The sequence below is a fragment of the Haloarcula amylovorans genome, from assembly GCF_004681185.1.
GTDB lineage: Archaea > Halobacteriota > Halobacteria > Halobacteriales > Haloarculaceae > Haloarcula > Haloarcula amylovorans.
The window spans coordinates 1,020,671-1,044,624 of sequence record NZ_SRIF01000001.1 but is presented as its reverse complement, the minus strand read 5'-3'; the positions used below and the strand labels follow the sequence as shown (position 1 = coordinate 1,044,624).

The 23,954-nt window shown below is 62.7% G+C and carries 18 protein-coding genes; 6 read left to right on the top strand and 12 right to left on the bottom strand.

The annotated features are described in order from the left end of the window. Positions 1 to 12: 12 nt before the first annotated feature. From E4S61_RS05260 to E4S61_RS05240, 5 genes are all read right to left on the bottom strand, one after another. Positions 13 to 1,209 (bottom strand): ABC transporter ATP-binding protein, encoded by a 1,197-nt coding sequence (locus E4S61_RS05260; RefSeq protein WP_135302840.1) that lies wholly within the window; start codon positions 1,207 to 1,209, stop codon positions 13 to 15. A 4-nt stretch (positions 1,210 to 1,213) separates the two neighbouring features. Beyond that, a complete protein-coding gene (locus E4S61_RS05255) occupies positions 1,214 to 2,206 on the bottom strand; it encodes a carbohydrate ABC transporter permease (RefSeq protein ID WP_135302839.1) in 993 nt (330 codons plus the stop codon). A gap of 1 nt (position 2,207) precedes the next feature. After that, positions 2,208 to 3,188, bottom strand: coding sequence for a carbohydrate ABC transporter permease (locus tag E4S61_RS05250; RefSeq protein ID WP_135302838.1), 981 nt, complete (start codon positions 3,186 to 3,188; stop codon positions 2,208 to 2,210). Between the two features lie 76 nt (positions 3,189 to 3,264). Then, positions 3,265 to 4,791 carry a substrate-binding domain-containing protein gene (locus E4S61_RS05245; protein ID WP_135302837.1) on the bottom strand — a complete coding sequence of 509 codons (1,527 nt, stop codon included), beginning with the start codon at positions 4,789 to 4,791 and terminating at the stop codon, positions 3,265 to 3,267. 233 nt (positions 4,792 to 5,024) lie between these two features. Then, a complete protein-coding gene (locus tag E4S61_RS05240; RefSeq protein ID WP_135302836.1) occupies positions 5,025 to 6,101 on the bottom strand; it encodes a TrmB family transcriptional regulator in 1,077 nt (358 codons plus the stop codon). A gap of 358 nt (positions 6,102 to 6,459) precedes the next feature. Between E4S61_RS05240 and E4S61_RS05235 the strand changes: the two genes are divergently transcribed. Together E4S61_RS05235 and gfcR are read left to right on the top strand one after the other, a co-directional pair. Continuing rightward, positions 6,460 to 7,287: a hypothetical protein gene (locus tag E4S61_RS05235; protein WP_135302835.1), complete on the top strand. Its 828-nt coding sequence runs from the start codon at positions 6,460 to 6,462 to the stop codon at positions 7,285 to 7,287. Between the two features lie 468 nt (positions 7,288 to 7,755). Further along, the gene (gene gfcR / locus E4S61_RS05230; protein ID WP_135302834.1) at positions 7,756 to 8,394 is read left to right on the top strand and encodes a transcriptional regulator GfcR; all 639 of its coding nucleotides are present in this window, start codon (positions 7,756 to 7,758) and stop codon (positions 8,392 to 8,394) included. Between the two features lie 74 nt (positions 8,395 to 8,468). Here gfcR and E4S61_RS05225 read toward each other — a convergent pair whose 3' ends face one another. From E4S61_RS05225 to E4S61_RS05195, 7 genes are all read right to left on the bottom strand, one after another. Then, positions 8,469 to 10,184: a glycoside hydrolase family 13 protein gene (locus E4S61_RS05225; protein WP_135302833.1), complete on the bottom strand. Its 1,716-nt coding sequence runs from the start codon at positions 10,182 to 10,184 to the stop codon at positions 8,469 to 8,471. A 25-nt stretch (positions 10,185 to 10,209) separates the two neighbouring features. Then, positions 10,210 to 11,874 (bottom strand): glycoside hydrolase family 13 protein, encoded by a 1,665-nt coding sequence (locus E4S61_RS05220; RefSeq protein ID WP_135302832.1) that lies wholly within the window; start codon positions 11,872 to 11,874, stop codon positions 10,210 to 10,212. An 88-nt stretch (positions 11,875 to 11,962) separates the two neighbouring features. Continuing rightward, positions 11,963 to 13,045, bottom strand: a complete 1,083-nt coding sequence (locus tag E4S61_RS05215; RefSeq protein WP_135302831.1) for a M24 family metallopeptidase — start codon at positions 13,043 to 13,045, stop codon at positions 11,963 to 11,965. 65 nt (positions 13,046 to 13,110) lie between these two features. Next, positions 13,111 to 14,220 (bottom strand): Gfo/Idh/MocA family protein, encoded by a 1,110-nt coding sequence (locus tag E4S61_RS05210; RefSeq protein WP_135302830.1) that lies wholly within the window; start codon positions 14,218 to 14,220, stop codon positions 13,111 to 13,113. Between the two features lie 27 nt (positions 14,221 to 14,247). Then, a complete protein-coding gene (locus E4S61_RS05205) occupies positions 14,248 to 15,216 on the bottom strand; it encodes a sugar phosphate isomerase/epimerase family protein (RefSeq protein WP_135302829.1) in 969 nt (322 codons plus the stop codon). Positions 15,217 to 15,327: 111 nt separating this feature from the next. Next, positions 15,328 to 16,044: a TIGR00266 family protein gene (locus tag E4S61_RS05200; RefSeq protein ID WP_135302828.1), complete on the bottom strand. Its 717-nt coding sequence runs from the start codon at positions 16,042 to 16,044 to the stop codon at positions 15,328 to 15,330. A gap of 115 nt (positions 16,045 to 16,159) precedes the next feature. Beyond that, positions 16,160 to 17,650, bottom strand: a complete 1,491-nt coding sequence (locus tag E4S61_RS05195; RefSeq protein ID WP_135302827.1) for a methyl-accepting chemotaxis protein — start codon at positions 17,648 to 17,650, stop codon at positions 16,160 to 16,162. A gap of 104 nt (positions 17,651 to 17,754) precedes the next feature. Between E4S61_RS05195 and E4S61_RS05190 the strand changes: the two genes are divergently transcribed. The 4 genes from E4S61_RS05190 (at position 17,755) to E4S61_RS05175 (ending at position 23,946) form a co-directional block, all read left to right on the top strand. Then, the gene (locus E4S61_RS05190; RefSeq protein ID WP_135302826.1) at positions 17,755 to 18,957 is read left to right on the top strand and encodes an ABC transporter substrate-binding protein; all 1,203 of its coding nucleotides are present in this window, start codon (positions 17,755 to 17,757) and stop codon (positions 18,955 to 18,957) included. A gap of 132 nt (positions 18,958 to 19,089) precedes the next feature. Next, positions 19,090 to 20,340, top strand: a complete 1,251-nt coding sequence (locus E4S61_RS05185) for a mandelate racemase/muconate lactonizing enzyme family protein (RefSeq protein WP_135302825.1) — start codon at positions 19,090 to 19,092, stop codon at positions 20,338 to 20,340. 262 nt (positions 20,341 to 20,602) lie between these two features. Further along, the gene (locus E4S61_RS05180) at positions 20,603 to 23,371 is read left to right on the top strand and encodes a PAS domain S-box protein (protein ID WP_135302824.1); all 2,769 of its coding nucleotides are present in this window, start codon (positions 20,603 to 20,605) and stop codon (positions 23,369 to 23,371) included. A gap of 59 nt (positions 23,372 to 23,430) precedes the next feature. Beyond that, entirely contained in the window at positions 23,431 to 23,946 is a 516-nt protein-coding gene (locus E4S61_RS05175; protein ID WP_135302823.1) for a hypothetical protein, read from the top strand. The last annotated feature ends 8 nt before the right edge of the window (positions 23,947 to 23,954 follow it).

Genomic DNA, 23,954 nt, shown 5'->3' with positions numbered 1-23,954 from the left:
CGGTGGGTTAGATTAGTCGTCGGATTCAACTTCGCTTCCAGCGACATCGCCACCGCTCCCGGCCGGTTCGAGTTTGTGAACCAGCGCTTTACCCGATGCAGTGTCGAAGAGGTGGACGTTCCGCCGGTCGATGACCACCTCGATGTCGTCGTCTTCGACGATCTCTGCGTCCGGTTCGATGCTCATCAACAACTGGTCGTTCGTTGTCTGCTCCTGGGTCATCGACGTCTCGCCTTCGCCCAGTAGCATGTAGGTGAATATCTCGTCGCCCATTGGCTCTAAGATATCGACCGTCGCCGAGATGGACGAGGACGGGTCCGTGACTTCGCTCCGTTTCGCGCTCGGGTAGATGTCCTCCGGGCGGATACCCACCGTCAGCTCGTCGCCGACGCCGACGCCCTCGACGCTGGCCGGGTCGAACGCGAGCGTGAAGTTCGGCGTCTCTATCGAGTTCTCCGTTACTGTCCCCGAGACGAAGTTCATCGATGGCGACCCGATGAACCCCGCGACGAAGAGGTTCGCCGGTTCGTTGTAACAGGTCAGTGGCGGGTCGATCTGCTGGAGCGCCCCGCTGTTGAGGACGGCGATGCGGTCCGAGAGCGTCATCGCCTCTTCCTGGTCGTGGGTGACGTAGATAATCGTCGTGTCCAGTTCTTTGTGCAGGCGCTGGAGCTCCGTCCGCATGTGGACCTTCAACTTCGCGTCCAGATTGGCGAGCGGCTCGTCCATCAGGAACACGTCCGGTTCTCGGACGATGGCACGAGCGATAGCGACGCGCTGGCGCTGGCCGCCGGACATCTCGTCGGGCATCCGGTCGAGCATCCCTTCTAACTGGACGATATCTGCCGCCCGTTCGACCCGGCGGTCGATCTCTTCTTGGGGGTAGTCTCGCAGGCGCAGGCCGAAGCTGATGTTGTCGTAGACGTCCATGTGCGGGAACAGCGCGATGTTCTGGAACACCATCGCGATCCCGCGGTCCTTCGGGGGAAGATTCGTCACCTCGCGGTCGCCGATGTACACCTCGCCTTCCGTGGGGATGGTGAGACCCGCGATGGTCTCCATCGTCGTCGATTTCCCACACCCGGAGGGGCCGACGAAGCAGATAAACTCCCCGTGTTCGACGTCTAGGTTCATGTCGTCGACCGCGGTGACCGTCTCACCCTGGTCGTCGTAGCGTTTCGTGACGTGTTCGAGTCTGACTCGTGCCATTGTATTACTCCTTGAGCGCGCCTGAGGTCAGTCCGCTGACGATGCGTTCCTGTGCGACGATGACGAGAATCACGACGGGCAACACCCCGACGATACTCGCAGCCGCCATGAGGTTGTACTGCGTGGTGTACTGGGTCTGATAGCTGAGGATCCCGCCCAGAATCGGCGACCACTTCGTCGCTTCGGGCGACGTGGCCATGATGGAACTGAAGAAGTACTCGTTGTACACCGCGATGAAGGTGAGCACCGACGCCGTCGCCACGCCCGGTGCCGAGAGGGGCATGATGACCCGGAACAGCGCGCCGAGGCGGGTCGTCCCCTCGACACGTGCAGCGTCTTCCAGCCCGTCCGGGATCTGGCCGTAGAACGTGGTGAGGATGAAGATGGACAGCGGCATGAACAGCGCGCTGAAGGGCAACACCATCGATCCCGGCGTGTTCAACAGCCGCGGCGGCGTGAACAGCCCGATGTCGGTAAACGGAATCGTGATCGGTGCGTTCCCCGCGAAGGCCTGAAACAGCGGGATGACGAACGCCGCTGGCGGGAAGTAGCTAATTGCCAGAATCCCCAGCATGAGGAACGCTCGGCCGGGGAAGCGCAGGCGGCCGAACACGTAGCCGGCCAGACTGGCGACGAACAGCACGATGATCGTGGTGGTGATCGCCAGTGCGAAGCTGTTGAGCATGTAGAGGTGGAACGGCACCTGCTCGAAGACGGTGATGAACGCCGCCGGATTGAACCCCTTTGGCACTGGCAGTGGGAACGTCCCACTGACGCCGAAGAGGTCGATGGTCGGGAGGAAACTCCCGGCCAGTAGGTTCCCCTCGGGCGTAATCGCCAGCACGAGCAACCAGTAGAACGGGAACATCGTGGTGACGAGGAAGAATAGCATCGCTGCGTAAAACAGCGCTCTGTACACTCGCTGTGGGTTCTGGATGGCGCTTTGCGTCCAGCGTTCCAGTGGTCCGCCGTCTGAGTCTTCGGTTTTCGTAGCCATGTCAGATCGCGTCCTCCCCCTGCCACAGGATGAGTCCCATTACGACGGCCCCGATGATGGCGGCGGTGACGAAGGCGATGGCCGCTGAGGTCCCCTCACGCGTGTTGAACGTCGCGACGACCATGCACGAAAGTGATGGTACCACCGCACAGCTCGACACCGTCGGAATGATACCGTAGATGCGCATCGCCTGCACGGAGCGGAACAGCACCGCGACGCCGATGGTGGGCAGGATCAACGGGAACGTGATGAGCTTGAACTGCTGCCACTTGGTCGCACCCGACACCTTCGCCACGTCGTAGAGACCGCGGTCGATGCTCTGCAACCCGGCGAGGATAAGCAGGGCCATGAACGCCGATGTCTTCCAGATGTCGGCGACGATGATGATGAACGCCGCACTTGCGGTGTCGTTCAGGGTGTTGGTCGGGGCGAGTAGACCTAGGTCCGCCAGCGGCGGGGTGGCAAAACCGACGTTGTTGTTGAACATCAGGAAGAAGATCATCCCCTGAATGACGATGGGCACGGCCCACGGGATGATGATCGCGGCGCGAACCCACCGCCGGCCGTAGAAATCCTGGTCGAGGATGAGCGCCTGCCCGAGCCCGATGATGGTCTCGAAGGCGACGCTCACCACGGCGAAGAGGATCGTGATGACCAGCGCGCTGTTCAACAGGCTGGTGAACTCGAGATTCGCCGGGAGGAACGTGGTGCCGCCGGGTAGGAAGCGGTTCTTCTCCCCGGCAAACAACTGAATGTAGTTGTCGATCCCGACGAAACTCGTACTGGAGAGGTCGGTCGAAACAGCGTACAACGACAGTTCGAACGTGCGCAACAGCGGATAGAGGGCGATGATGCCCAACAGGAGAAACACGGGTAACAGTAGCAGGTACGCGTACTGCGTGTCACTCAGGTTCTCCATCCACCGCATCAAGTCGACCAGCGCACCCGAGCGCTGTGACTCTCGGCCAGTCTCGGTGCTCATCCGTTCCCGCCTCCTCGTGGGTCACGCTCCATAATGAATACTCGAATAGGTTTATTGTAAAGCTAGCCCGCGGTTCTTACGACGATTCGGTCTCTTTGAGGCTCTGTTGTAAGGCCTGCATCGCCTGCTCTGAGGCGACCTCCTGCCCGACGGCGCGGTTGGCCTGCTGGGCGATTTTGCTGGACTGATTGCTCCAGACGGCCGTCACCGGACGCGCCATCGTATTTTCGCCGGCGACTTTGAGCGTGTCCATGTATCGGCCGACGACGGGCACGTTCTGCGCCCGGTCGGAGTTGAACAGCTCCGGCCGCGGCGGCAGCCATCCCTGAATCTCGAGCAGCTTGAGCTGGAAGTCCGACTGCATCGCGGCGCGAATAACCTGCTGGACGGCCTCCTTTTGGTCGCTGTTAGGGTTGACGGTCATGTGCCAGCCGCCGAGGGCGGCGGTCGACCCACCGGTTCCGGGTTGTGCCGCCTCGCTCTCGGGGACGGAGTACGGAATCGGCATCGCACCGAGGTCCTCGCCGAGGGCTGGGTCTTCGGTCTCTTCCGGGTTCCGGCCACAGAGTGCGAGTGAGTAGGGCCAGTTGCGGTGGAAGGCGGCGTTGCCCTCTGCGAACGGTGCACGCGAGGATTCTTCGGTCCATCCAAGGATGTTGGTCGGCGTGAAGCCGCCGGAGTAGTCGCTGAACTGGCCGCCGAAGTCCTCGTCGTGGACGAACTTCCGCATCATGTTCAGCGAGTTGATGACCTCGGGCTGGTTTACGGTGATCGGCCGGTCGCCGACCGGGCCGAAGAGGTTCTCGCGGCCGCCGAAGTACGCGCCGCCCCACGAGGACATGACCTCGTTGAACGTACAGCAGGCAGTCCCCTCGTAGATGTCCCACTGTGTCGTGAATCCGAAGTCGACGTCGGAGTTGTCGTAGATGTCAGCCGCGATATTCGACCACTTCTGCCACGTTATCGGCTCTGTCGCCCAGTTCTCCGAGTCCGGGTTGTAGCCGGCCTCCTCCGCGAGGTCCTTCCGGTACTGCATCGTCGGGAAGTCCGGGAACACCGGAACGCCGTACAGGTTGCCGTTCTGCGGGTTACGCGCCGTGTCGGTGAACGCGGGGAAGTACTCGTTGTCGACCGTCGAGAGCATCTCCTCGGGAAGCATCTCGGTGAGGTTCTGAATCTGTCCCCGCTGGATGAAGATGTTCGTCCACCCGTTGTCCATCAGGAACATGTCCGGGTCCGTCTCGCCGGCGCTCAACAGCCGATTGTAGTTCGACCGGGCCTTCCCCGTGTCTTGGTCCCGCGGAACGAACTGAATTTCGACGTCCTGTGAGAGTCCGTTGTCGCGAAGCGCCTGCTTGATAGCGTCGCCGTTGTTCTGGACAGCAACTGGGTCGAAGCCCCACTGCACCGTCGTCGCCTGTCCGGAACTTCCGTCGCCGGTCGAACCGTTGCCGGTCCCACCGCCGCCACCGTCGCCCCCGCCGACGAAGTCCGCACACCCTGCTAGTCCCGCGACGACACCCGTCGAACCCGCCGCTTGAACGAAGCGACGCCGGGAGACGCCTGACGATCGGTCACTGTCGTGCGTGCCATTTTCCGGCATATCTATTCAGTGATTACCGGCACCGTACTTAAATGTTATCCATAATTAACCACAGGTGTTGTTAATGGCCTGTGAGACTACTACCAATCATACTTATTGCTGACACATACACCCCGAATCGAACAATCATTATATAATATTTCGGTAATGACAAAGACCGGTTTGCGGCTCTGGGGCGCTCAAACGCGGAAACTATCGTATAGTTTTCTCCATGCGTCTCGTGAACACCCTGCTCACTGGTGTTGGACGTCGGTGACGACTATCTGGGTCGCCTCGATCTCCTCGATAACCGCTCCCCAGCCGCCGACCTCGTATCGTTCGCCGTCGACATCGAGCGTCGCGCTGATTCGCCCGGCGAGTTGCGCCAGCGGAACCGGATCCTTTCGCCCCATCGTACTGCCGGTGTAGTTCACCTCGACGATAGTTCCAGTGAGGGTCACCCGCTCGTTAGTGTCCGTATCGTAGCCACGGACGGTCGCTGAGATCGTCGCCCCCTCGTCCAACAACGGTTCGATGTCGCGAATAGCGTGACGGAGATCGACGTACGACGTGGGCGTCTCTGGCGTCCGCTCAGTGTAGACGGTCTCCCAAATCTCCCACAGGCAGGTGATGAAAAACCAGTGGAAGACGTAGGTGTGCGTGCGGTCGTTGACGAGAACGCCGTACTCGCTGACGGAATGGCGATGCGGCGCGAAACAGGTCCAGGTTCGGTCGATCAACACGAGAAACGGGGACGGGATCTTCCGGTGGCGCGCCTCCGTACACGCTCGCTCGATGTCGGCCACGTCGGGTATCTCCTCGTCAGGACCCGTGCAGATGCATAGTTTGATATTGACGCCGCGTTCGAGGGCGTCGTGTAGCGCCGGAGCCAGTTCGTAGAACTGGTCGGCGTTCACCCCGAGCTGAATCTGGTGCTCCGCGGTTTCGATGAGTTCTCGGGCTCGGTTGAGAACAGTGTCGAATCGCTTGACGATGCTGACCTCGTGGTCGGAGATTTCCGGCTGATTCCAGCGATCTTCGATGCTCTCTGCGGCGTTTAAGTACTTATCCGACCGAGAGCGGAGGTCTTCGAGCACCCCGTCCGGGTTGCGCGCTCTCGCAGTGAGACTGTCTTGCTGGAACGTCTCGATGTACCCTTTCGATTCGAGGTCCCGAAGCACGTCGTAAATTCGCGGATCGGGAACGTCACACGATTCGGCGATATCCGTCGCCGAGGCCGTTCCCAACCCGAGTAACGTCACGTAGGCCTCCGCTTGATACGGCGAGAGGCCGGCGTCTTCCAGTACCGTCGTTAGTTCGTCGTCGTCCATTGTTCGGGTGTGTCAAGTGCGTATCTGCTGGTTGGTCGCCGCGCCGTCTCCGACTCGTCCTGTCTGTTGCAGATTACCGTAGATACTTCGACGCTTCGATACGACAGGACGCCGTCGGTGCCGCAGTCGTAACCGTCGAATCGACCGATTCGTCACCAGCGGCTGGGTGGGTCCGGTTACGGACCGAGCGAAATGTCGTGCTGTCGTCGCTGTCCGCGCCGACTGGTCTCCCGGACGCGCCGACTCCGCGTCTGCCATGCCACTATCTAACAACACCTGTTGTTAAATATCTTGGTGGCGGCCCACACGACCCGCCGCGGGGGAACGCTAATGGCCCGTCGTCATAGAGCTATTCGTGATGTCGGCGTTAGACGCTCTTCGGAGCCCAGAGCACACCGGTTCGAACAGATGTTGGCCGTGTACCGTCCTGAATCTACTTCTCGCCGGCGCGTTCGCCCTCTGGCTACGGTTCCGAGACCGGCGGGTACTGGGGACACTAATCGCCGCGAGCGGCGTCGCGATCATCTACCTCCGTGGGTACGTCGTCCCGTACACACCTGCGTTCGCGCCGAAGGTAGTGGCCGCTTCGCCGCTTCCGAACGAGTGGTTCCACGACGAGCAGCCCCCGGAGCCGGCCGACGGGAAGGCGTCGCTCGCCACCACGGACCTCGATGGCGAGACGGTCCTGCAGGAACTCGTGACGGCTGGCGTCGTCGAAGCTGCCGGTGACCGACTGCTGGTCGCCGAGGATCTGGACGGTCCGTGGCACGAGGAGATGCGGTCGCTCGCCGGACGTTCCATCGACGAGTTGGCTCGCGAGGTCACTCGCTCGCTCCCCCACGTCGACGAAACCGATTCACTCGTCGCCGAGGGTCGGTCGTGGGTCGTCGTCGGACCCGGCGAGGGCGAACTGGTCGCCCGGCCCGTCGCCGTCGCGGAACTGGCCGCCTACCGCGCTCTGGCGGACTACCTCGACGACGAGTCGACCCGACTGGCCGCAGCACGCGCACTGCGGATGTTCCTCGAAGAGTGTCCGGTGTGTGGGACGGGGCTCGTCGAGACGTCGGAAGTCTCTTGCTGTGGCGGATATACGAAACCGCGGCAGACACCCGACGAGGTACTCGCCTGTCCGAGCTGCGACCAGCGACTCTATACCTTCCCGAGCGGGGACTATAGTAGCCATTGAAAATCACTGCACACCCGACCGCACGGCGTCGGTGCGGTCGGTGTGTGAATCGTTTCAATTGGTACTATAGCGGCCACGCTGCTGGTGAGATGAGAACGCGGCCAAGAGATATGCGTCGAACGGGAGGGTAATCCCGTCCGAAACGCAGGTCGGTGGCAACCATGCGTACCGGCCTGACGAACCGGCAGTCGGTGGGGAGAGTGGGCCGGGTGGTGCGACGGATATGGGGGAGAGAAGGGTCGGTGCGATGGCGGATGACCCTCCGTCGAGCCGTCGACGCCGTTCGGTCGTGAACGACTGAGACGGACTGTCGCTGTCACGGGGTCGGCGAAATGCCGAACTGAACGACGACAGTCCGTGTAACACGACCCAGCCGAAGATAAGTAACAACGACTGTTGTAAAAAGTTTCCGGCACGTCTCCGACCCAGAGCATGGGCTATTAAGCCCTACCACTCGGAGATGGAGATATGAAGAACATCGACGACCTCGTCGAAAGCGCCGCGGACCTCGCGGAGCGGGGCCTCTCCAAGGGGGAGATCGCGGACGAACTGAACGTCTCCCGCGAGACGGCGAGTTGGCTCGTAGAGCGAAGCGGAACCGGTGCCGAACCGAAGGCCGCGCCGACCGGCGGACCCCACGACATCCACGTCGACTGGTCCGCCATCGGCCGCGACAGCAGCCGCCTCCACCACGTCGGCAGTGCCATGGCCGACCTCCTTTCGAAGCAGGGCGAAGACGTCGACCTGACCATCGGCATCGAGAAGGCCGGCGCACCGATCGCGACGACCGTGGCCCGTGAGCTCGATACGGACCTCGGGACGTACGCGCCGACGAAACACCAGTGGGACGACGACGACAGCGCCACGAACGACGGGACGTTCTCCCGGAACTTCGCGCAGATCCGAAACCGCGACTGCTACGTCGTCGACGACACCATCACTAGCGGAAACACGATGACCGAGACTGTCGAGGCCATCCGTGATCAGGGCGGCAACCCCGTCGCCTGCGTCGTGCTGGCCGACAAACGCGGCATCGAGGACGTACAGGGCGTCCCGGTGTACTCGCTCTTGCAGGTCATCCGCGTCGGCAGCGACGACGACGAGTAACGTCGGGCCGAACAGGCCGCATCGACAACTTTTCGCAGCGAAATACCAGAAAGAGACAGCCGCGACTCCGTTTCTCAACCGAGGTCGTAGACGCGGGCCTCGTATGGCGCGAGCGTGACCGTCGTCGGGTCGTCGTCGTCCCGGTCGTAGTTCGACAGCAGAAGCGTCGCCGTCTCGAATTCGACGGGAACCTCGACGGTCGTCTCGTCCCCGAAGAAGTTGAGGACGACGAGCAGGCGTTCGGTCCCCTCGTTCGTGTCGAGCGTTCGCGTATAGGTGTAGACTGACTCGTGGTTCGGCAAGAGGTCACAGTAATCCCCGTAGACCAACACGTCGTGGCTGTCCCGCAAGTCGAGGAGGCGCCGATAGTAGTTGAGGACGGAGTCGGGGTCGTCCTCGGCATCGCCGACGTTGACCGTGTCGTAGTTCGGGTTGAGCTGAATCCACGGCTCGCCCTCGGTGAACCCGGCGTTCTCGGAGGGGCTCCACTGCATCGGCGTTCGGGCGTTGTCGCGTGACCGATAGGAGATGGTGTCTTGGATGTCGGTGTACTCGTCGTAGTCATCGGTCTCGAGGAGCGCCTTCGCGTGGTTGATGGCGTCGATGTCCCGCATGTCGGCGATCGACGTCCACGGGGAGTTCGTCATCCCGAGTTCCTGCCCCTGATAGATGTAGGGTGTCCCGGAGAGCGTCAAGGAAAACGTCCCGAGCAGTTTCGCGGATTCCCGGCGGTAGTTGACCGGGTCGCCGTACCGGGAGACGACGCGTGGTTGGTCGTGGTTCTCCCAGTAGATGGCGTTCCATCCCTCCTCCGCGAGGCCGTTTTGCCAGCGATCAGTAATCTCTTTCAACTCCTGCAGATCCCACTCTCCGATCGCCCAGCGCTGGTTCTCCGCGTAGTCGAGTTTGGTGTGCTGGAAGTGAAACGCCATGTCCAGCGGTCCGTCGGTGCCCGTGTACGACTTCGCTTCATCGACGCCCAACTGCGGCATCTCCCCGACGGTCATCACGTCGTAGTTCGAGAGAACCTGTTCGTCCATCGCTTCGAGGTACTCCTCCATCCGCGGGCCGTCGATGAAATGCTCGGAGCCGACCCACTCGCTGTCCGGGTCGCCGTCTGGCAACCCGTCGGCCTTCGAGAGCAGGTTGATGACGTCCATCCGGAAACCGTCGATCCCCTTCTCCAGCCACCACTCGATGGTGTCGAAGACGTCCTGTCGAACGGCCTCGTTCTCCCAGTTGAGATCGGGTTGGGAGGTGTCGTAGAGGTGAAGGTAGTACGCCTCCCGCTCCTCGTCGTAGGTCCACGCCGAGCCGCCGAAGAAAGACTGCCAGTTGTTCGGCGGGCCGTCGCCGTCGCCTTCACGCCAGATGTAGTAGTCCTCGTATTCGGGATCGCCCTGCCGGGACTTCTGGAACCACTCGTGGTCGATCGACGTGTGATTGACCACGAGGTCCATGACGAGTTTCATGTCGTGGGCGTGAATCTCCGAGAGCAGATCCTCCCAGTCGGCCATCGTGCCGTACTCGTCGTGGATGGCCTGGTAGTCGCTGATGTCGTAGCCGTTGTCCCGTTGTGGCGAGTCGTAGACGGGGTTGAGCCAGATGACGTCCGCGCCCAGCGACGACACGTAGTCGAGGCGGTTGATAAGCCCCGGTAAATCGCCGAAACCGTCGCCGTTGCTGTCTGCGAAGCTCCGCGGGTAGATCTGATAGACGACCGCCTCTTTCCACCACGCTCGCTCGTCGTCTGATACTCCCCCGTCGATTCGTGGTTCGTACGTTGTCATCTGTCTCCCTCCATTGTCATCTGTCTCACTCCAGTTCGTAGACGCGCGCCTCGTACGGTCGGAGCGTCAGAACGCCGTCGGTTATCGGAGCCTCGTCGTAGTTAGTGATGACGATATCGCCCGCTCGCTCCGCGTCGTCGAGCGTCGCCACCGTCTCGGTGTCGTCGAAGTTCAAGACGACGAGCACCTCGTCGGTGCCGTCGTCCGTCGTGAGTGTTCGACGGTAGGCCCATAGTTCTTCGTGGTCCGGTATCAGAAGCTGATAATCGCCGTAGACGAGCACGTCGTTTTCGTCTCGGACATCGACGAGGGTTCGGTAGTACTGCAGGATAGAGTCCTCGTCGCGCTCTGCCGCGGCGACGTTTACCTCCTCGTAGTCGGGATTGACCGCCAGCCACGGGTCGCCCTCGGTGAAGCCGGCGTGCTCCGAATCATCCCACTGCATCGGCGTGCGGGCGTTGTCGCGGGACCGAGCGCGGACGATCTCCTGAACCTCCTCGAACGCGTCGATTTCGCCGGCTTCCATGGCTTCTTCGACCTTGCCGATGGACTGGAGGTCGTCGAGCTCGTCGAGGCTCGACCACGGGTAGTTGGTCATGCCGATTTCCTGGCCCTGATAGACGTAGGGGGTCCCGGAGAGCGTAAAGAGGAGCGTCGCCAGCAGTTTGCCCGACTTCCGTCGGTACTCGCCGTCGTCGGCGAACCGGGAGACGATGCGCGGCTGGTCGTGATTCGTGAGATACAGCGAGTTCCAGCCGTCAAGTTCGGTCTGCCAGTGGGACATGATCGCTTTCAGATCGGGCAGGTCCCACTCGGCGGGCGAGAGCCAGCGGTCGCCCATATCGACGAACATGTGCTCGAAGTGAAACAGCATGTCCATCGGTCCCTCTTCGGAGACGTAGTCGCTCGCCGTCTCCACGTCGACATCGACGCACTCGCCGACGGTCATCGTATCGTACTCGTCGTAGGTCCGCTCGGCCATCTCCTCTAAGTACGCCTGCGCGTTTGGCCCGTTGGCGAAGTGTTCGATACCGGTCCAGTCCTGTGCGGGGTCGCCGTCCGGCAGGCCCTCGGGCTTGGAGACGAGGTTGATGACGTCCATCCGGAAGCCGTCGATCCCCTTCTCCAGCCACCAGTTCATCATGTCGTAGACGTCTTCGCGCACGTCGGTGTTGTCCCAGTCGAGGTCGGCCTGCGTCTTATCGAAGAGATGTAGATACTGCATCCCGGCCTCCTCGTCGTGCTCCCACGCCGAACCGCCGAACCCGCTCTTCCAGTTGTTCAGCGCCTCCTCGCCCTCGTGCCAGTAGTAGTACTCGCGGTAGCCGTCCTCGTCCCGTCGGGACTTCCGGAACCACTCGTGGTCGGTCGAGGTGTGGTTGACGACGAGGTCCATGATGAGGCGCATATCGCGGTCGTGGACTTCCGCGAGGAGTTCCTCCCAGTCGTCCATGGTCCCGTACTCCTCGTGGATGGCCCGGTAGTCGCTGATGTCGTAGCCGTTGTCTGCCTGCGGCGACTCGTAGACAGGATTGAGCCAAATGACGTCCGCGCCCAACGACTCGACGTGGTCGAGTCTGTCGATGACACCCTGTAGGTCACCAACGCCGTCGCCGTCGCTGTCGTCGAAGCTCCGGGGATAGATCTGGTAGACCACCGCCTCCTTCCACCAGGTGCGCTCTTGGTCCATACACTGTGGCTAGTTTAATCCCTTACTTAAATCTATGGCTTCCCTAACAACGGGTGTTGTAAACGATATAGTGAGACGAGCGAGTGACTTATCGCTGGAGCACGTCGTGGCGAGCGAATTCTACGTCGTAGCCGACGGCCGACACGTCGACAGTCGGCCAGTGACCCGTCTCTGACAGCGTCTCGACGCCGTCTGCCGTGACAAGGTGAGTATCTTCGCTCTTCGCCCCCTGTATCGTCGGATTATAGGCGTACCCCTGTGGCGCCACCACGGGCGCATCGTTGTCCGGCGTCGCAATCCACTCGCGGCCAGCGAACCCGGCCGCGCCGCCCTGATGGTGGTTGCGCCACTCGCCGTCCCACCCGACGCTGTCGTACGCGTCCTGAATCGCTGCGAACACGTCGGCGGCCGTTCCGCCTTCCTCGGCGACAGCTTGGGTCGCCGCGAGCGCCGTCGTCTCCACGCGAATCGCCTTCCGCGTCCGCTCTTCGAGCCACTCGGGCGGGTCGAACGCCACCGTCCGCGTACAACTAGTGTGTAAGCCGTCGCGCTGAGCGGTCACCGACAGCAGCGCGTACTCGCCGAGCCGTTCGTCTTTCGGCGTGTAGTGCCTATATTGCTGAGCGCGCGCGGCGCTCCCGACTAACGCCACCGGTGACTCGACGCCGCGGGCCGATAGTTCGTGACGCAACTCGGCGGCGACGGCGCGTTCGGTGTCGTCCGCGCTCGCTCCCCGTGCCACGGACTCGATGGCTGCAGCTGCGTCGGCGCTCAGGTCGCGGTACTGCTCGATTTGCCGGTCAGTCAGCGGTTGGCGGAGTTCGCTCGCATCGACGGACGAAAACCCTGCGACATCGAAGTCGGCAGCGGCTGGCGTCGGGCTCACAGAAACCACCGCCTCGGCCAACGACGTCTCGTACCACTCGAATGTCTCGACCGTGACTTCTTCGTCGAGCTCCTCATCCCGGAGCCGACGCGCCTCGATGTTGTTCGTCACGACGGTCACGCCGTCGCCGTCGTAGCCCGCCGCCGCGACGCCGACATCGCCTTCTCGGTCGACGACGCTGTCGCCGCCGCCGGTCAGCCACGCGAACCCGTTCGGCTCCGCGAACCACACCGCCTGCAGGTCGTTCTCGGCCAGATGCGTATCGAGACGGTTGAACAGTGACATACCGTCTCAACCGGGGAGCCGGGTGAAAAGCCAATCGGCTGGCGTCGCCGCTCGTCGGTGGCCCGTTACTCGACGCCTACCCACTCGCGGCCGTCGTCGCTGCGTTCGACGGCGTCGAGCACTCGCTGGACGGCCAGCCCGTCGGCAAAACTCGGTTCGTACGCACCGCCGTCGGCCACCGCCGAGAGGAACTCGTAGTTCTCGTGGACGAACGTGTGTTCCCACCCGATGATGTGGCCCGGCGGCCACCAGTGGTCGAGATACGGGTCGTCGGGGTCGGTCATCAGAATCGTCTCATAGCCCCGCCCGCTCTCCCGAAGCAGTTCGAGTTCGTTCAACCGTTCGAGCGAGAATCGCAGGCTTCCTCTCGTCCCCTCGATCTCGATGGTGTGGTTGTTCTTGTTCCCGTTGGCCATCCGGGTGGCTTCCAGGGTACCCATCACGCCGTTCTCGAAGGCCACCTGCGCCGAGTAGGCGTCGTCCACCGTGACCGGCCGCGTCTCGTCTTCGCCCTCGACGGGCCGTTCGTCCACGAACGTCCGCAACTGCCCGCTCAACTCCGCGATGTCGCCGATGAGGAACCGCGCGAGGTCGATGGTGTGCGCACCCAGGTCGCCGAGCGCGCCACTGCCGGCCAGCTCCTCGTCGTTGCGCCACGACCACGGGGCCTGGGGGTCGGTCAGCCAGTCCTGCAGATACCGCCCGCGGAAGTGTCGAATCTCGCCGAGTTCGCCGTTCTCGATGAGCCGCTTCGCGTACTGAATGGCCGGGATGAATCGGTAGTTGAAGGCGATGCCCGCTGGTACGCCCGCGCTGTCCGCGGCGTCGGTCATCGCCTCGGCCTCGTCGAGCGTCGGCGCTAGCGGCTTCTCACAGAAGACGGGTGTCCCGGCTTCCAGCGCTGCGATGGAGGGCTCGGCGTGGACGTGGTTCGGCCCGAGGTTATAGAAGACGTCCACCTCGCCGACCACGTCGCGCCAGTCGGTCGCCGTCCGTGCGAAGCCGAGACTGTCGGCCGCCTCGGCGAGCGCTTCCTCGTCGCGGCCGACGATGACTTCGCGGTTGAGTTCGGGCGCGTCCTCGAAGAACATGGGTAGGCGCGCGAACGCGTTCGCGTGGGCCTTACCCATGAAGCGATACCCCAGTACGCCGATGTCGAGTGGTTCTGTCGTCATTGATGTGTAGATAGTTTCGTCGGAGCGCTATTCGGCCCAGTAGGCGTCACCGGGCGTGGTTTCGAAGACGGCCCGCGAGAGGACGTCGACGGCCTTCTCCAGTCCCTCGCGGCCGCTGGTCAGCGAGTCCTCGTGTTCGATAGAGAGGGTGCCGTCGTAGCCGACCATCCGCAGAGTCGAGACGACGTCCTTCCAGTGGGCCTCGCCGTGACCGTAGCCGATGGAGCGGAACAGCCACGAGCGGTCGGCCTCCTCCGTATATCCGGTCGTGTCCAATACCCCTTTCTCGCGGGCGTTCTCCTCGTAGACTTTGGTATCTTTGGCGTGGAAGTGGTGGATGGCGTCTTCTTCGCCGAGCAGTCGGATCGCGGCGGTCACGTCGATGCCCTGCCAGTACAGATGCGAGGGATCGAAGTTTGCGCCGATGTACTCGTTGGTGGCCTCGCGGAGTTTCAGCATGCCGTGTGGCTCGTAGACGAGCATGTTAGGGTGCATCTCGATGGCAACATCGACATCGTGGTCGGCGGCGTGGTCGGCGACGTCTGACCAGTACTCCGTGGCCACCTCCCACTGGTAGTCGTGGGCGTCGGCGTGTTCGGTCGGCCACGGCGCGGTGATCCAGTTGGGGACCTCGTCGTTCGGGCCACCGGCAGGCAGTCCCGAGAAAGTCGTGACCGCGTCGACGTCGAGTTGGTCGGCCAGTTCGATAGCCTCCCGCAATTCTGTGTCGGCCTCGCTCGCCCGATCGTCGTCGGGGTGGAGCGGATTGTTGTGCGTCGCCAGCGCGCTCACCTCTATCTCGTGTTCGTCTAGCGATTCCCGGAGGTCCGCTTGCGCGTCCACGTCGTCTAGATACTCCTCGCGGGGGAGGTGGTCGTCGCCAGTGAACCCGCCACAGCCGAGTTCAACCGCATCGACGCCGATACCGTCCAGATACGAGAGCGCGTCTTCGAGTGACTGGTCGCCGAGTGGCACAGTCAGGACACCGACTTGCATGGAAGACACTGCGAAAATGAGGGTAATAAATCCTTGCCGCCTCGGCCAGCGAAGACGTGATCGAGAACTCGGTCGGTGTGTCGTCGGCCGGAATCGCCCGGCCTTCGCCGTTCAGAAGAGGTCTTCGACGCCGATGCCGTCGTCGTTGTCGTCCCGGCCGCCGGAGGCGATGTCGGCGGCGATAGCCGAGGTGAAGGCGTCCATCCCGCGAGTCTGATACCAGACCGTCCCCGGCCCGGTGAAGTCCATGACGATGCCTTCGCCGCTCAGAAGCGTCGACTTCAGGCCGCCGATACGACGGGCGTCGAAGTCGGTGGTTCCCTCCCACGCGACGACGTGGTCGTTGTCGATGGTGTAGTGTTCCCCCTCGGCTAATTCGATGGTCTCCAGTCCGCCGAATGCCTCGACGAAAACGTGGCCGCTCCCTTTCAGCGCTAGCGGCGTGACGCCGACACCCGAGAGCATCGACTTCAGGCCGCCGAATTCGGCCTCTATCTGCACTTCTGGTGAGGACGCCAGATAGGACCCGTCGACGGCGTATAGCGTATCGCCGTCGATTTCGTGGTGATGGACATCACCGGGCGTCGGCGGTGCGAGCGTCACTTCGCCCTGTCCATCTTCTGCGGTGAACGTGTTCGCGACGAGCGACTCGCCGCCGAGTATCGACTTCGCCGAACTGAGAATGCCGTCGTTGCTCTTCGACGTGGCGATGGCGACGTTGTCCGACATCGAGACCATCGCTCCCGGTTCGGCCTGTATCGAGTCCCCGCTTTCGAGTGTTACCTTCACGAGCGTGTACGCTGGTTGCTGTCTGAATTCGAAATCCATGTGTGTACCCCGCTACCTCAAATACCCGATACCACTCGGACATAATTAAGCATTCCTATGATGCTAATTAGGAGATGACGCGGCAGCAAAGTGCTTCAGGCGGCGGAAGACGCTCTCAGTCGTCGGTCTCGTATCGCTCGAACAGCGTCGTGAGTTGCTTCGCGCGCATGGTCAGCATCCGCACGTTGACGTACATCTCGCCCAGCGCGAGGTTCTGCTCTTCGGCGATGGCGGCGACGTGTTCGGCTTCCTCGACGTTCTTGCGGGAGGTCTCAGCCACGTCGTCGGCGATGGAAGCGACTTCCTCGCTACTGGCCGCTTGGTCGTCGGTGGCGTTGCTAATCTCTCTGACGCCGGAACTGGTCCGCTGGACGTGTTCCATGATGGATTCCAGCGCTTCGAGTCCCTCGTCGACCGCTTCCTGCCCGTCCTCGACGGAGTCTTGCATCTCCGTTATCTCCTCGACGGCGTCGTCGGTCTGGTCCTGGATGTCCTCGATGAGGTCCTCGATCTGGTTGGTCGCGCCCTTGGTCTCCTCGGCGAGGGTCTTTACCTCGTCGGCGACGACGCCGAAGCCGTTGTTCTCCGCACCCGAAGAGGCGTGTGCCGCCTCGATGGAGGCGTTGAGCGCGAGGATGTTGGTCTGTTCGGCGATGTTGTCGATGAGGTCGACGATCTGCCCGACTTCCGCCATCTGGTCGTTCAGCGTCTGGACCGTCTCGACCACGTCGTCGGTCCGGTCGACCGTCGTCGCCATCGTCTCGTGTGCCTCCTGTCCGGCCTCGATACCCTCGACCGTCCGGCGCTCGGTCTTGTCGGCCATATCCGTGACCTCGTTCGAGGAGGCCGCAATCTCCTCGATGGTCGCTGACATCTCGGACATCTCGCTGCTGATGGTCGAAATCTGCTGGTGCTGTTCGTGGAAGACGTCGGCGATTCCCTGGACGGTCCCGGCGACGCTCTCCGAGGCCTCCTTGACAGCTTGAGTTGCTGCAGTCACCTGTTCGGAGGACCCAGCAACGTCGTCGGAGAACTCGCTGGCGGTTTCGATGGTCTGTTCGAACGCAGTCGCCATCTCGTTGAACTCCGCGGCGAGTTCGTTGATCGAGGCCGATGGCGTCTCCTCGCTCATCCGCCGTCCGAGGTCACCCTCCCCTGCTGCGTCAAGCGTCGTACAGCAGTCGGTAAGGTACTCCGAGAACTGCTCCGCCGAGAGGTCATCCGCCGTCACGACGCCGCCGTCCGTCGTCGCAGTCGGTTGCTCCGGCCACGACGGAGTGGCCCCAGACAGCTCGGCAAGTTCGGTTCGCGCTATCGCGACATCTGCGACGAGTGCGTCTCGCGTCGCTCGGACCGATTCGAGCTCGTCGGTCAGTCGGTCAGTTTCCGCTTCGAGCGCCGCTCGTTTGGTCTCCCCTTCCGTCACTGTCTGTCGGAGATGACGGACGGAGTAGAGGGCACCTGCCACCGCGACGACGAACCCCGCCCCCGAGAGAATCGGTACCAATCCCGACGGAGCGAAGCCCACGACGCCCACCTGATACAGAGCATGGAGGAACTGCCCCAGTATCGCCCCTGATATCCGTTTACTCACTGCCTCGTTCATACGATTCCATTTCGAGATGGGTTATATAAATCACCATGCCCAGATAATCATGTCTGAGAACGGGCGGGATAGTTTCTTAACGGCACAGTGGAGAGAGTGTCGGTATGTCACGCTCTTCGTCGGCCCGTGGTGGGGCGGGAAGCGGTGTCGAGTTGCTTCATCGGCTGGTCGGTGGCGACGGCGGTGCGGCACTCGAAGCGCTCCTCGACGGGTTCGAACAGCGGCATCCTGACGTGTCTCTCGGCGATGTCACCGACGAGAACCTCAGTCTGGAAGTCAAGAGTCGCATCCTCAAGGAGAAGCCGCCGGACGTGTGGATCGAGTGGCCCGGCAAGAACCTCAAACCCTACGACGACGCTAGCGTCCTCGGTGACGTCTCGGCGGTCTGGGAAGCGGGTACGATGGAGCGGCACTACCTCGACGGCCCGAAGGAGGCCGCACGCTTCGAGGGGACCTATCGCGCCGTTCCGATCAACATCCACCGCATCAACAACCTCTTTTACAACGTCTCGGAGGCGGAGAGTGTCGGTATCGACCCCGCTGAGATCGGCAGTCCACGCGCGCTCGCGGAGGAACTCAATCGCATCGGCGAAGAGACGGGACGCCTCGGGATGTTGTTCCCGATGAAGAACCCGTGGACGGTCCTCCAGATGTGGGAGACAGTGTTGCTCGGTGAGCACGGTCTCGATACGTACGTCGGCATCACTGACGAGTCCGCATCCGCACACCGTCGAGCGATCGCCGACGCGTTGGACATCGTCAAGCAGTACGGCGAGGCAGCCCCCGAGGACAAACTGTACACGTCACTAACCGACGCGAACGCGCGATTCACACGGGGCGAATCGGTGTTCTTCCATCAGGGCGACTGGGCGGCCGGTGAGTACGCCGAGGCCGACGGGTTCGGCTATCGAGACGACTGGGACCACGTCCCGTTCCCCGGGACCGACGGCCTGTACGCGATGAACATGGACTCCGTCGTCTCCGCCGCGGAGACGGAGAATCCCGAAGCCGTCTCGACGTTCCTCGGCTACGTCGGCTCCGCCGACGGGCAGAAGCGGTTCAACCAGAAGAAGGGGTCGATACCGCCCCGCACGGACGTCGATACGGACGCGTTCACGCCGTTCTTACAGGACCAGCAGACGGCGTTCCAGCGCTCACGGGACCAACCGCTCTCGATCACGCACGGGCTGGGCGTCCGTCCCGCACAGCTCATCGAACTAAAGACGGCGATGTCGACGTTCGTCTCGACGTGGGACGTCGAGGCCGTCGCGGACGACGTCGTGGCGGCGTTCGACACGCGAGCCTGACTGAGACGGATTGTTGTAGTGATTTATCGGTACGTGCCGACCCGGGGTCGGCGGTATCCGAAAATAATCTACGACAGCCCGCATGAGACGATTTCCTCTACACTTTTGTAACGGGCGGAGGAAGCCCCCCTCATGGGACTGGCGAACGACGTAGACTACGCTGACTTGCACGACCCCAACGCCGAGTACACGATGCGAGAACTCTCCTCGGAGACGATGGGCGTCACCGCAAAGCGCGGTGGCGGCCGCGACGTCGAAATCACCGACGTTCAGACGACGATGGTCGACGGGAACTTCCCGTGGACGCTCGTCCGCATCTACACCGATGCCGGTATCGTCGGCACTGGTGAGGCCTACTGGGGCGCTGGCGTCCCGGAACTCATCGAGCGCATGAAGCCGTTCGTGGTGGGCGAGAACCCGCTCGACATCGACCGCCTCTACGAACACCTCGTCCAGAAGATGTCCGGCGAGGGGAGCGTCGAAGGCGTCACCGTCACCGCGATTGCGGGCATCGAAGTCGCGCTGCACGACCTAGCCGGAAAGATTCTCGAAGTACCGGCCTACCAGTTGCTTGGTGGGAAGTACCGCGACGAGATGCGCGTCTACTGTGACTGTCACACCGAGGAGGAGGCCGACGCCGATGCCTGCGCCGAGGAGGCCCGCCGCGTCGTCGACGAACTGGGCTACGACGCCCTGAAGTTCGACCTCGACGTCCCCTCGGGGCTGGAGAAGGACCGCGCGAACCGTCACCTCCGTCCGGGCGAGATCCGCCACAAAGCCGAGATCGTCGAGAAGGTCACCGAGGAAGTCAAAGACGAGGCCGACGTCGCCTTCGACTGTCACTGGACGTTCTCCGGTGGCTCGGGCAAGCGACTGGCCGACGCTATCGAGGAGTACGACGTCTGGTGGCTCGAAGACCCTGTTCCCCCGGAGAACCTCGAAGTGCAGGAAGAGGTCACGAAGTCCACAAACACGCCAATCACGGTCGGTGAGAACCGCTACCGCGTAACCGAAGAGCGCCGCCTCATCGAGAACCAGGCGGTCGACATCATCGCGCCCGACATGCCGAAGGTCGGCGGCATGCGCGAGACGCGGAAGGTCGCTGACGTGGCCAACCAGTACTACATCCCGGTAGCGATGCACAACGTCTCCTCGCCGGTCGCCACGATGGCGAGTGCCCACGTCGGCGCAGCCATCCCCAACTCGCTGGCCGTCGAGTACCATTCCTACGAACTCGGCTGGTGGGACGACCTCGTCGAGGAGACCGTCATCGAGGACGGCTACATCGAAATTCCGGAAGAACCGGGTCTCGGCATCACGCTCGACATGGACGCCGTCGAAGAGCACATGGTCGACGGCGATACCCTCTTCGACGAGGAGTAAAACGATGCGTCGAACCTGCCGGGCTTTGCTCGGCATCGTTCGACGAAGCGTAGTGAAACGGAGCTTCGTCGTGCTCGCCGGACGCGGTTTGTCCGGCGGCGTTTGACGAAGCGTAACCGACCGACGGAATTCGCGCCGTTTTTTCACGCCGAGCAATCGAATACAGCACCGTTCAGGCCTCGCTCGGGAGGATGGCGGGTTGTGATTATCACGTGTTGTAACGCGACGGCAGATTCTTGTTGGTTCCAGAGAATGAGCGTGCATGGGTGAGACGATCAGCGTCCTCCAGGTCGACGACGACCCGACGTTCGTGGAGTTAGCGGCCGAGTTCCTCGAACAGGAGGACGACCGTCTCCGCGTCCGAACCGCGACATCCGCAAGTGACGGGTTGGCGACACTGGACACGGAACCGGTAGACTGCGTCGTCTCGGACTTCGAGATGCCCGAAATGGACGGGCTGGAACTGCTCGACGCCGTCCGCGAAGAGCAGCCTGATTTGCCGTTTATTCTGTTCACGGGGAAGGGTTCAGAGGAGGTGGCGAGCGAGGCGATTATTCGGGGAGCGACCGACTACTTGCAGAAACAGAGCAGCACCGAACAGTACGCGTTGCTCTCGAATCGAATCCGAAACGCCGTCGAGACGTACCGCTCGACCCGTCGCGCCGCCGAACAAGAGCGCATCAGTACCGTCGTTCGGGAGGTCAACAGGGCACTAGTTCGGTCCGGGTCCTGTGCGGACATCGAGACGCAGGTCTGTGAACTCATCAGTGACGCCGACCCGTACCAGTTCGCGTGGATTGGCCATCGAGACGCCGAAACGGAACTTATCGAGCCCAGTGGTTGGGCCGGCGACGGCGCGTATCTCGACGATATCCGGGTCACAGCCGACGAGACCGATACCGGAGTGGGACCGGCCGGGACCGCGCTCCGCGAACAGCGATTCGCCGTCACGCAAGACATCAGTGCGGACCCGGATTTCACGCCGTGGCGCGAGGCCGCCCTGGAGTACGGCTTCCGGTCGGTCGCTGGAATTCCGCTGACCTACGACTCGGAGCGTCACGGCGTCCTCGTCGTCTACGCCGACCGACCGCGGGCCTTCGACGAGGTCGAGACAGACCTGCTCGCGGAACTCGGTGACGACGTCGCCCATGCGCTATACGCACAGCAGGCGCGAACCGACCTCGAACGGACGACGGTGCGCCTCGAAGGACTTTTCGAGAACTCGCCGGACATGATAGGTATCCACGACGAGACGGGGACCATCGTCGACGCCAACCCGATGCTCTGTGAGAAGTTGGGGTACTCGGTCGAGGAGTTAGTCAGTAAGAAGGTCTGGGAGATCGACGACCAGATTCCAGCCGAGAGAGCCCGGGAAATCTGGTCGACGCTGGAACCCGGGGAGCGCCACGAACTACAGAGCGAGCTCCGACGGCGTGACGGCTCTACGTTCCCCGTCGAGGTACACCTGCGTCGCCTCCGCGACGAGGGCGAGGACCGATTTCTCGTCACCAGCCACGACATCACCGACCAGCAAGAGCGCCAACGACAGTTAGAGGCGCGATCGGCCGCCATCGAATCGGCGACAGACGGGATGGCCATCTTAGACGAGAACAGCGAGTACGCCTTCGTCAATCAGGCCCACGCCGACGTGTACGGCTACGATTCGCCCGAAGCGCTCCTCGGCGAGAGTTGGCGGATGTGCTACGGTCAGTCGGAGATAACGCGGTTCGAGCGCGACGTCATGCCGAAACTGGCCGCCGACGGCGAGTGGCTCGGGGAAGCGACGGGCCAGCGGCGCAACGGCGAGTCGTTCACACAGGAGGTGTCGCTGACCCAACTCGACGACGGGTCGATCATCTGTGTCGTTCGGGACATCACCGAACGGAAATCCCACCGAAAGCGTCTCGAACAGCTACAGCGCCGCACCCAGGCGCTGATGACGACCCAGTCCGTCGAGGAGACGGCGGCGGTCGCCGTCGATATCGCGGACGACGTACTCGGCGCGGAACTCAGCGGATTTCACGAGCTGAGCGATGACGGGCGACGGCTGACGTTGCTCACGCAGACCAACAGTCTCGAATCGACGTTCGAGACGCTTCCGGGGTACGAACGCGACAGCGGCGACCCGGTCGACTCGGTCGTCTGGGAGGCCTTCGACCAGCAGACACCGCGCTACGTGGACGACTGCACCGAACACGAGCGGTTAGCCGGGAACACGCCGGCCGGCAGCGCGATCGTCTATCCGATTTCGGACCACGGCGTGTTCATTGTCTCGTCGAGGGACCCGAACGCGTTCGACGAGACTGACCACGCGCTCGTCGACATCCTGGCCTCGACGGTCACGGCGGCGCTCCAGCGAGTGGACCGCGAATCGCTCCTGCGCGAACGGGAACGCGAACTGACGAGACAGAACGAACGGTTGGCGGAGTTCGCGAACGTCGTGAGCCACGACCTGCGGAACCCGCTCAGCGTCCTCGAAGGGTCGCTAGAACTGGCCGAGGAGACAGGCGACGCCGAACATTTCGAGCGGAGCCAGCAGGCCCTCTCGCGCATGGAGCAACTCGTCGAAGACGTGCTCTCGCTCGCCCGACTGAGCGAGCGCGTCGACGAAGTCGACGTGGTCGAAGTCGAGACCATAGCCGAGGCGTGCTGGCGAAACGTAGCCACCGGCGAGGCGTCGCTCCACGTCGGACGCGGGGGCAGTATCCGTGCAAACGAGAGCCAGTTCAAGCAACTGGTCGAGAACCTGTTCAGAAATAGCGTGGAACACAACGACCGCGCCGTCTCCGTGACCGTCGGCGTCCTCGACAACGGACGGGGGTTCTACGTCGAGGACGACGGCGACGGCATCCCTCCGGTAGAACGCGAACGGGTCTTCGAGAGCGGTTACTCGAACGCGTCGGATGGAACCGGATTCGGTCTCGCAATCGTCCAGCGCATCGTCGCGGCCCACGGGTGGGTGATCGCCATCGACGAGAGCGACGCGGGCGGCGCGCGCTTCGAGATAACCGACGTCGAACCGGCCGACTAGTACCGACGCTCGCGGAGCGCTCCGATAGCCACATATTTCCGCCCTCTCAACGTCGGCACGTGTCGACTGCCGCCCTGAACTCGCTCTCCAACCTGTTGGTCACGATTGCAGTCGGGCCGGGCATCGTCACCCACGAGTACGCTCACTACGCCGCCTGCAAACTGACCGGCGTCAGGGTGCTCGGGCCACCGGCGATGCGACCGATGGCCGACGACGCCGTGTTGGAACACGAGCCGGTGTCGGCGTTCGGTCCTGACTTCGCCATCGCCGTCGCCCCGTTCGTCGTGAACTCCCTGTTCGCGCTCGCCTGTTTCGCCGTGGCGAACGCTGTCACCGGACCGCTCGGTTGGCCCTTTCTATGGCTGGGTGTCGCCTTCGGGTTCACGTCGTTTCCGAGCGATACCGACACGCAGACGCTCTTTGCGACCGCCGCCGAACTGCCGCGAACTACCCGACCGGTTGGCTACATACTCGCCGCGCCGGTTAGAGCGGCGTCGTGGTCTATACTGCTAGCTGGCATGTTGACCTTCGGCTGGACGAGCGTGCTATTCGCGGCTGGAAGCGGCGTCGCTTGACGACCCAC

Coding starts and splice junctions, on each gene's coding strand:
- E4S61_RS05260 (WP_135302840.1), bottom strand. CDS start 1,209: ATGGCACGAGTCAGACTCGAACACGTCACGAAACGCTACGACGACCAG.
- E4S61_RS05255 (WP_135302839.1), bottom strand. CDS start 2,206: ATGGCTACGAAAACCGAAGACTCAGACGGCGGACCACTGGAACGCTGG.
- E4S61_RS05250 (WP_135302838.1), bottom strand. CDS start 3,188: ATGAGCACCGAGACTGGCCGAGAGTCACAGCGCTCGGGTGCGCTGGTC.
- E4S61_RS05245 (WP_135302837.1), bottom strand. CDS start 4,791: ATGCCGGAAAATGGCACGCACGACAGTGACCGATCGTCAGGCGTCTCC.
- E4S61_RS05240 (WP_135302836.1), bottom strand. CDS start 6,101: ATGGACGACGACGAACTAACGACGGTACTGGAAGACGCCGGCCTCTCG.
- E4S61_RS05235 (WP_135302835.1), top strand. CDS start 6,460: ATGTCGGCGTTAGACGCTCTTCGGAGCCCAGAGCACACCGGTTCGAAC.
- gfcR (WP_135302834.1), top strand. CDS start 7,756: ATGAAGAACATCGACGACCTCGTCGAAAGCGCCGCGGACCTCGCGGAG.
- E4S61_RS05225 (WP_135302833.1), bottom strand. CDS start 10,184: ATGACAACGTACGAACCACGAATCGACGGGGGAGTATCAGACGACGAG.
- E4S61_RS05220 (WP_135302832.1), bottom strand. CDS start 11,874: ATGGACCAAGAGCGCACCTGGTGGAAGGAGGCGGTGGTCTACCAGATC.
- E4S61_RS05215 (WP_135302831.1), bottom strand. CDS start 13,045: ATGTCACTGTTCAACCGTCTCGATACGCATCTGGCCGAGAACGACCTG.
- E4S61_RS05210 (WP_135302830.1), bottom strand. CDS start 14,220: ATGACGACAGAACCACTCGACATCGGCGTACTGGGGTATCGCTTCATG.
- E4S61_RS05205 (WP_135302829.1), bottom strand. CDS start 15,216: ATGCAAGTCGGTGTCCTGACTGTGCCACTCGGCGACCAGTCACTCGAA.
- E4S61_RS05200 (WP_135302828.1), bottom strand. CDS start 16,044: ATGGATTTCGAATTCAGACAGCAACCAGCGTACACGCTCGTGAAGGTA.
- E4S61_RS05195 (WP_135302827.1), bottom strand. CDS start 17,650: ATGAACGAGGCAGTGAGTAAACGGATATCAGGGGCGATACTGGGGCAG.
- E4S61_RS05190 (WP_135302826.1), top strand. CDS start 17,755: ATGTCACGCTCTTCGTCGGCCCGTGGTGGGGCGGGAAGCGGTGTCGAG.
- E4S61_RS05185 (WP_135302825.1), top strand. CDS start 19,090: ATGGGACTGGCGAACGACGTAGACTACGCTGACTTGCACGACCCCAAC.
- E4S61_RS05180 (WP_135302824.1), top strand. CDS start 20,603: ATGGGTGAGACGATCAGCGTCCTCCAGGTCGACGACGACCCGACGTTC.